This window comes from Siccirubricoccus soli, assembly GCF_024178315.1.
GTDB classification, from domain to species: Bacteria; Pseudomonadota; Alphaproteobacteria; order Acetobacterales; family Acetobacteraceae; genus Siccirubricoccus; species Siccirubricoccus soli.
In genome coordinates, this window is sequence record NZ_JAMZIK010000254.1 from 1 (window position 1) to 7,742 (window position 7,742).

Annotated in this window: 8 protein-coding genes; 4 read left to right on the forward strand and 4 right to left on the reverse strand. The window is 72.5% G+C overall.

What is annotated here, in order from left to right; genetic code table 11:
• Window positions 1-224, reverse strand: a 224-nt coding sequence (locus NJ376_RS27775) for a hypothetical protein (protein WP_252956603.1), incomplete at its 3' end; no start/stop codon positions are given.
• Window positions 211-894 (reverse strand): AzlC family ABC transporter permease, encoded by a 684-nt coding sequence (locus NJ376_RS27780; RefSeq protein ID WP_252956604.1) that lies wholly within the window; start codon window positions 892-894, stop codon window positions 211-213. The genes NJ376_RS27775 and NJ376_RS27780, both read right to left, overlap by 14 nt.
• Window positions 895-1,672: 778 nt before the next feature.
• Here NJ376_RS27780 and NJ376_RS27785 point away from each other — a divergent pair.
• The 4 genes from NJ376_RS27785 to NJ376_RS27800 all read left to right on the forward strand — a co-directional run bounded on the left by NJ376_RS27785 (window position 1,673) and on the right by NJ376_RS27800 (window position 4,483).
• The gene (locus tag NJ376_RS27785) at window positions 1,673-2,176 is read left to right on the forward strand and encodes a YcgN family cysteine cluster protein (protein ID WP_252956605.1); all 504 of its coding nucleotides are present in this window, start codon (window positions 1,673-1,675) and stop codon (window positions 2,174-2,176) included.
• Entirely contained in the window at window positions 2,173-3,111 is a 939-nt protein-coding gene (locus NJ376_RS27790) for a dihydrodipicolinate synthase family protein (RefSeq protein WP_252956606.1), read from the forward strand. Before NJ376_RS27785 ends, NJ376_RS27790 begins: the two co-directional genes overlap by 4 nt.
• A gap of 122 nt (window positions 3,112-3,233) precedes the next feature.
• A complete protein-coding gene (locus tag NJ376_RS27795) occupies window positions 3,234-3,551 on the forward strand; it encodes a cupin domain-containing protein (protein ID WP_252956607.1) in 318 nt (105 codons plus the stop codon).
• 227 nt (window positions 3,552-3,778) lie between these two features.
• Window positions 3,779-4,483, forward strand: a complete 705-nt coding sequence (locus NJ376_RS27800; protein ID WP_252956608.1) for a M48 family metallopeptidase — start codon at window positions 3,779-3,781, stop codon at window positions 4,481-4,483.
• Between the two features lie 330 nt (window positions 4,484-4,813).
• Here the strand turns inward: NJ376_RS27800 and trpS are convergent, their stop codons facing one another.
• The gene (gene trpS / locus NJ376_RS27805; protein ID WP_252956610.1) at window positions 4,814-5,815 is read right to left on the reverse strand and encodes a tryptophan--tRNA ligase; all 1,002 of its coding nucleotides are present in this window, start codon (window positions 5,813-5,815) and stop codon (window positions 4,814-4,816) included.
• A 59-nt stretch (window positions 5,816-5,874) separates the two neighbouring features.
• Window positions 5,875-7,425 (reverse strand): murein biosynthesis integral membrane protein MurJ, encoded by a 1,551-nt coding sequence (gene murJ / locus NJ376_RS27810; protein ID WP_252956609.1) that lies wholly within the window; start codon window positions 7,423-7,425, stop codon window positions 5,875-5,877.
• Between the last annotated feature and the right edge of the window lie 317 nt (window positions 7,426-7,742).

Sequence of the window (7,742 nt, forward strand, 5' to 3'; positions counted from 1 at the left end):
GCCAGCCCGGCCAGCCGCGCCGCCAGCGGCACACTGGCCAGCGCGCCGGCCGGCACCACCACCGCCAGCGCCACGAAGGCGGCGAGCGTCGCCTGGCTGACCGCCGCCGCCCATTGCACCAGCCAGTGCCGCGGCCCCAGCGCGCCCGCCACCACCAGCCCCGCCGCCCGCAGCGCCAGCATGGCCAGCGCCGTCAGCAGCAGCGCAACCTCAGCCCCGCTCATGCCGCCCCAGCAGGAAGGCGGCCGTCCCGCCCAGCAGCCCCGCCGCCAGGATTCCCCAGGCCGGTGGCAGGAGCAGCGCCAGCGGCGCCGCCGCCACCCCGGCCAGCACCGCCCGCCTTGGCCCGGGCCGCCCCAAATCGTCGGCCATCAGCAGCGCGAAATAGAGCGGGTTGGCGAAGACCAGCGCCGCCAGCGTCGCCGGCCCCAGCAGCGGCGCCGCCCAGAAGCCGAGGCAGGTCGCCAGCCCCGCCACCACCCAGGAGACCAGCGCGAAGCCGAGGAACCAGCCGAGCCTCACCTCCGCCGGCAGGGCCGGCAGCACCCGCATCGCCGCCGCCCAGGGGGTGATGGCGATGAAGGGCAGCGCCAGCCAGCGCCGCACCCTCGGCGGCCCGAGCAGCGGCCCGATCGCCACCGCCATGGGCAGGAAGCGCGCATTGGCCGCCGTCGCCCCCAGCACCGCCGGCAGCACCGGCCCCGCCGCCCCGCCCAGCAGCACCACCTGCCCGGCCATGCCATAGACCAGCAGCGAGGCCCCCAGCGCCCAGCCCAGCCCCAGTCCGCCGGCGGCCACCGCCGCGCCGAAGGCCAGGAAGGTGACACCCATGGCCAGCGCCGGGGCGCCGAAGGCCAGCGCCGCGCCGGCGCGGAAGGAAGCCGAGACCTGCATCGCCGCGATCCTGCCACGCCGGGCGGCGCCTGCGCAGCCCGCCCGCCGCCCTGAGGGCCGGCTTCGGCCGCGGCTCCCGGGGGCGCCGCCATACACGCCGCAAATCGTGCCGATTGAAACTGCGTATTGGGCAGGCGGCGGGGTCCGGGCGCATGGTGCGGCCAACGCGATCTTCCGGAGCTGCCCCGATGTGCCTCTCCCTCAAGGACACTGCCCTCGGTCTCGGCGCCCTGGCCTATTTCACCGGCTTCGTCCTCGCCGTGGAATTCGCCCTGAACCGCCTAGTCTATTGACCCCATCCGCGCCGGCCCTGCCAGGCCGGGCGTGGACTGCCCCTCCCTCGCGCTGCCCCCCTGTGGCGCGAGGGCTGCACCCCCGGCCCGGTGCCTCCCCCTCCTCGGTGCCGGGCCGGGGGTCGCGTTTTTCGCCGGGCGCCCGGCCGAGCGATGCGCGCGACGAATAAGGGCCATCGCGAAGGCGTATTGGGAAGGCGGCGGCGGCAGGCCCATCTCCGCGCCGACGCGAACTGCCGGAGTTTCCTCCCCGATGTGCATCACCCTGAAGGACACCGCCCTCGGCCTGGGCGCCCTGGCCTATTTCATCGCCTTCGTCGTGGCGATGGAGGTGGCGCTGAACCGCCTGGTCTACTGACCCCTCTCCCGGCGACCGAGCGGCCAAGGCCCGGCCCGGCACCCCGCCGGGCCGGGCCTTGTTTTGCCGGGCGCTTCTGTCCCTCCCCCCTCCTGCGCGCGGCGCCCGGGCCTGTTAAGCTGGCCCGGTGTCCGCGACCCTGCCTTTCTGGAAAGCCAAGCCCTTCGACGGCATGACCCGCGCCGAGTGGGAAAGCCTCTGCGACGGCTGCGGCCGCTGCTGCCTGCACAAGCTGCGCGACGAGGATACCGACCGGCTGGCCTTCACCGAGGTCGCCTGCCGGATGCTCGACACCACCTCCTGCCGCTGCAAGGACTATGCGAACCGCAAGCAGCACGTGCCGGATTGCGTGAAGCTCACCCCGGCCAAGGTGGCGCAGGTCGATTGGCTTCCGCCCTCCTGCGCCTATCGGCTGGTGGCCGAGGGCAAGGACCTGGCCTGGTGGCACCCTCTCATCTCCGGCGATCCGGAGACGGTGCACCGCGCCGGCATCTCCGTCCGCGGCCGCGTGGTGCCGGAACGGCAGGCTGGCGCGCTCGAGGATCATGTGGTCCGCTGGCCGGGCCTGATGCCCCGCCCCAAGCCGCCCACCCCGCAAGCCCCAACGCAAGAAGGACCCGCCAGCCCATGAAGGACGCCCTGTTCGGCGGCGTGAACGCCGCCGTCCTCACCGCCATGAAGCCGGACCTCTCGCCCGACCCGGACCGCATGGCGGCACATGCCAAATGGCTGCTGGCCAATGGCTGCAACGGCCTCGGCATCATGGGCACCACGGGCGAGGCCAACAGCTTCGGCCTGCATGAGCGGAAGGCGATCCTCGAAGGGCTGGTCGCCCGCGGCATCCCGGCCTCCGTCATGATGCCCGGCACCGGCTGCGCCAGCCTGACCGACACGGTGGAGCTGACCCTGCACGCCAAGGCGCAGGGCTGCCGCGGCGTCCTCGTCCTGCCGCCCTTCTACTACAAGGGCCCGAGCGATGACGGGCTCTTCGCCTATTTCTCCGAGGTGGTGAACCGGGTCGGCGGCGGCATCGCCATCTACCTCTACCACTTCCCGCAGCAGAGCGCGGTGCCCTTCAGCCTCGACCTGATCGGCCGGCTGCTGCAGGCCTTCCCCGGCGTGATCAAGGGGGTGAAGGACAGCAGCGGCGTCTATGCCAACATGAAGGCGATGGCCGAGAATTTCGCCAAGGACGGGTTCGAGGTCTATTCCGGCTCCGACGAGTTCCTGCAGCAGATGCTGGCCGATGGCGGCGCCGGCTGCATCACCGCCGCCTCCAACGCCAACAGTCATTGGGGCGGCATCGTCTATGCGCAGCGCACCGGGGCGGAGGCCGACAAGGCCCAGGCCATGCTGACGGCGACGCGGCGCGCCGCCACCTCCGTGCCGCTGATCCCCGGCCTGCGCGAGATCATCGCGCGCAGCACGGGCGATGATGGCTGGCGCACCATCCGCCCGCCGCATCTGAAGCTGGACCCGGCGCAGGCCGAGGCGGTCTGGACGGCCTGGCAGGCGGCGGGCGCGCTGCCGTTGCCGGGGCTCGGCGTGAAGGCGGCAGCCGAGTAGCGGCATCGAGGGAGGCTCTGCCTCCCTCGAACTCCCTCCGCCAAAGGCCGAAGGGCCTTTGGAAACCATGAATTCGCCATCCGGGATGGAACGGCCGCTCGCCAGTAGTCGGAGAGAGATCCATGAGCACCGAACCCCTGCGCTGCCGGGAACCGGCGACCAGCACCCTCCAGGTGGAGGACGAGCATGTCCGCGTCACCCGCTGGGACTTCAACCCGGGTGCCGAGACCGGCTGGCACCGGCATGGCTGGTACTATGTCGTCGTCCCGGTGCATGACGGGACCCTGACGCTCGAGCTGCCGGGCGGCCAGACCATGGTCGCGGAGCTCAAGGCCGGCGTCGCCTATTCCCGCCTCGCCGGGACCGAGCACAACGTGGTCAATACCGGCACCGCCCCGCTCTCCTTCGTCGAGACCGAGCTGAAGGGCCTGCCGGGCTGACTGCCCCGGAGGCTGCTGCGCAGCCTCCGCAGTGGCCCCAGAGGGGGGCTGCCTTGCCTGCATCCATCCGCGAAGCCACGCCGGGCACCCCTCCGGCATGGCGGCAGCCCCATGGCGGGCGTTTTTGATGCGTCGCACAACAACCAGTGGTTGATATTGGCGCTTGTTTCGCTCGCAGGCGTCGCAAGCGGTTGCTGCCGCCCCCGCCGCCGGTCCATGGTCAGGCCATGGACCAGATTGATGCCGAACCGATCTCCCTGGCCAGCGGCCAGCCCTGCCCGGTGCGCTGGCGCCGGTCCCGCCGCGCCCGGCGCGTCTCCATCCGCATCGACCTGCGCGCCGGGGCGGTGGTCGTCACCCTGCCGCCCCGCGCCCGGCGCCGCGCCGGCATGGCCCTGCTCACCACCCATGCCGCCTGGGTCATGGGCCGGCTCGCCGCCCTCGCCCCGCATACCCCGCTGGAAGCGGGGGCGGAGATCCCGCTCGGCGGCCTGCTGCATACCGTCAGCCACCTGCCCGAGGCCGCGGGCGAGGTCGCCCTGGCCCCCGGCGCCATCCTGGTGCCGGGCGAGGCCGCAACCCTCGCCCCCCGCCTCGCCGCCTTCCTGAAGGCGGAGGCCGGGCGGCGCATCCGCGTGCTCGTCGCCGGCCATGCCGCCCTGCTCGGCGTGACGCCGCGGGCCATCCGGCTGAAGGACACCCGCAGCCGCTGGGGAAGCTGCGCCCCGGACGGGACGCTGGCCTTCTCCTGGCGCCTCGTCATGGCCCCGGACTGGGTGCTGGACTATGTGGTGGCGCATGAGGTCGCCCACCTGAAGGAGCTGAACCACGGCGCCCGCTTCTGGGCGCATGTCGCCCGCCTCACCCCGCATCGCGATGCGGCGGTGGCATGGCTGCGGGAGAACGGGCCGTCGCTGCTCCGCGTCGGCTAGAGCAGATCGCGTTCAGATGGAATCATCTGAACGCGTGAAGATGCTCGCAAAACAACGCCCTAGAGCATGCTGCGTGAGCGCAAGCGAACGCAGCATGCTCTAGGGCGTGCCTGTCCGGGGCGCGCGCACCGGAAGCCCTGTCACGCAACCGGGACAGCGCCGAAGCGCGGGATGCCCGACGCCGCGCGCATCGCGTCCCGCGGCAGGACCGCCCGAGGCCCGAGCCCGGGATGCGCGGCGCAGGCGGGCGGCCGGGGCCGGACGCTTCCGGCTGCGGCTCCTGGAGGAAGGCGCGCGGCCGTCCGCGCCCGGCATCCGGTGGGGGTGCCGCTACCGCGGCAGGAACCCCACCGCGCGCTCCACCTCCTCGACGATCGGCGTGGCGATCGCCGCCGCCCGGTCCGCGCCGTGGCGCAGCGCGCCCTCCAGCGCGGCGGGGTCGCCCAGCAGCCGCGACATCTCCGCCTGGATCGGCGAGAGATGCGCCACCAGCGCCTCGCATAGCACCTCCTTGAAGGCGCCGAAGCCCTTGCCGCCATGCTCGCGCAGCACGTTCTCCGGCAGCGTCCCGGTGACGGCGGCGAGGATGCCCACCAGGTTCCGCGCCTCCGGCCGCGCCTCCAGCCCGTTCACATGCTCGGGCAGCGGCTCCGGGTCGGTCTTCGCGCGGCGGATCTTCAGCGCGATGGCATCCGCATCATCCGTCAGGTTGATGCGCGACTGGTCGGAAGGGTCCGACTTCGACATCTTCTTGGTGCCGTCGCGCAGGCTCATCACCCGCGCCGCGACGCCCTGGATCAGCGGCTCGATCCGCGGGAAGAAATCCGGCACGCCGTAATCGTGGTTGAACTTCTCGGCGATGTCGTTGGCCAGTTCCAGGTGCTGCTTCTGGTCGTCGCCCACCGGCACCAGCGTCGCCTTGTAGGCCAGGATGTCGGCGGCCATCAGGTTCGGGTACACGTAGAGGCCGGCGCTCGCCGCCTCCCGGTCCTTGCCCGCCTTGTCCTTGAACTGCGTCATCCGGTTCAGCCAGCCGAGCCGGGCGACGCAATTGAAGATCCAGGCGAGGCGGGCATGCGCCAGCACATGGCTCTGCACGAAGAGAATGCAGCGCTTCGGATCCAGCCCGCAGGCGATCAGCGCCGCCGCCATCTCCCGCGTCTGCGCCGCGAGCTGCTTCGGCTCCTGCCACACCGTGATGGCGTGCAGATCGACCACGCAATAGATCGCGTCATGGGTCTCCTGCAGCGGCACCCAATTGCGGATGGCGCCAAGGTAGTTGCCGAGGGTCGGGATGCCCGAGGGCTGGATGCCGGAGAAGACGCGCTGCATGGGGGTGGAGACCATCCAGTTGTTGGGGTCCGGCGGTGTCCCCCTTCCGGGCCGGGAGGTCAAGCGGCCCGGGCCCGCCGCCGGCGGCGCAGCAGCGCCTTCAGCTCCGCCCAGGAGAGGGCGCCGAGGGCGAAGCCGGTGGCGAAATAGCCGCCCGCGCCCGCCCCGATGAGCAGCGCCAGCGCCAGGTAGCGCCAGAGCCCGGTGGCGGGGAAGAGCAGCGCGCCGAGGGCGAGGATCGCCGCCCCCATCAGCAGCGCCGCCAGCAGCAGCCGCGGCGCCCGGCGGCGCAGCCGGCGATCTGCCAGGAAATGCCCCCGCCGCCGCAACAGCCAGGCCAGCGCCAGCGCATTCGCCCAGGCCGAGAGCGCGGTGGCGAGCGCCACGCCGACATGCAGCAGGAAGGGGGTGAGCAGCAGGTTGAGGGTGAGGTTCAGCGCCACGGCGCAGAGCCCGACCTTCACCGGCGTCGCCGTGTCCCCGCGGGCGAAGAAGCCGGGGGCGAAGATCTTCACCAGCACATAGGCCGGCAGGCCGATGGCATAGGCGGCAAGCGCCGCGGCGGTGGCGTGCGCCGCCTCCGCCCCGAAGGCGCCGCGGACGAAGAGCACCTGGACGATCGGCACCGCCGCCGCCGCCTGGCCGATGGCGGCCGGCAGGCAGAGCAGCAGGGCCAGCTCCACCGCCCGGTTCATGGTGCGGTGGGCGGAGAGGCTCTCCCCCGCCCGTACCTGGCGGGAGAGCAGCGGCAGCATGGCGGTGCCGAGCGCCGCGCCGATGACGCCAAGGGGAAGCTGCCCCACCCGGTCCGCATAGTTCAGATAGGCGAAGCTGCCGGCCGGCAGGAAGCTGGCGATGAAGATGTCGAAGACCAGGTTGAGCTGGGTGGCGCTGGCGCCGATGACGCCCGGGATCATGCGCCGCAGCACCTCCCGCACCTCCGGCGCCAGGCTGGGCGGGCGCAGGATGTTCAGCGCCATGCCGGCCCGCGCCGCGGCGAAGAGCACGAGGCCGAGCTGCACCACGCCGGAGAGGGTGACGCCCCAGGCCAGGGCATGCGCCGGCGTCGCCACGAAGGGCGTGAGGAAGAGCAGCGCCGACATCGAGAGCAGGTTGAAGAAGATCGGCGCCGCCGCCGCGGCGGCGAAGCGGTCCAACCCGTTCAGCACGCCGGAGACGAGGGCGGTGAGGCAGATGAACAGGAGATAGGGAAAGGTGATGCGCGTCAGCTCCACCGCCAGGCCGAGCTTCATCGGGTCGCCGATGAAGCCGGGGGCGAGGACGCGCATGAGCTGTGGCATGAAGAGGATGCCGAGCACCACCATCAGGCTGAGCCAGAGCGCCATGATGGCCGCCATGCGCTCCGCCAGTTGCTGCGCGACGCGCGGGCCCTGCACCGCCAGGGTGCCGGCGAAGGCGGGGACGAAGGCGGCGTTGAAGGCGCCCTCCCCGAACAGGCGGCGAAACAGGTTGGGCAGCTTGAGGGCGACGAAGAAGGCATCGGCCAGGGGGCTGGCGCCCAGGGTCGCGGCGATCAGCATGTCGCGCGCAAAGCCGAGGATACGGCTGGCCATGGTCCAGCCGCCGACGGTGAGGACGCCTCTGAGCATCGGGCGCGTCTAGCAGGGTCGGCCGGGGTTGCCGAGAGGGGCTGGGGAAAGCGTGAGTCCGGCGGCTCACGGCGTGGCGGGGGCGGGGCCCCCGGCGCCGGCAGAGGGGCGCTGCCGCTCTGCACCCCCCGCCAAGGGCCGAAGGGCCCTTGGAACCCTTGAGTTGGGCATCACGCCGGCTCCATCCAGCGCGCCAGGCGGGCGCGGCCGGCGGCGAAGCGGTGCATGTCGTGCAGCAGGCGCCAGATGGCGCGGGGCGGGTGCCAAAGGCGGTGGAGCATGGCTGCCGCGAAGCGCTGGAGGATGGGGGTGTAGAT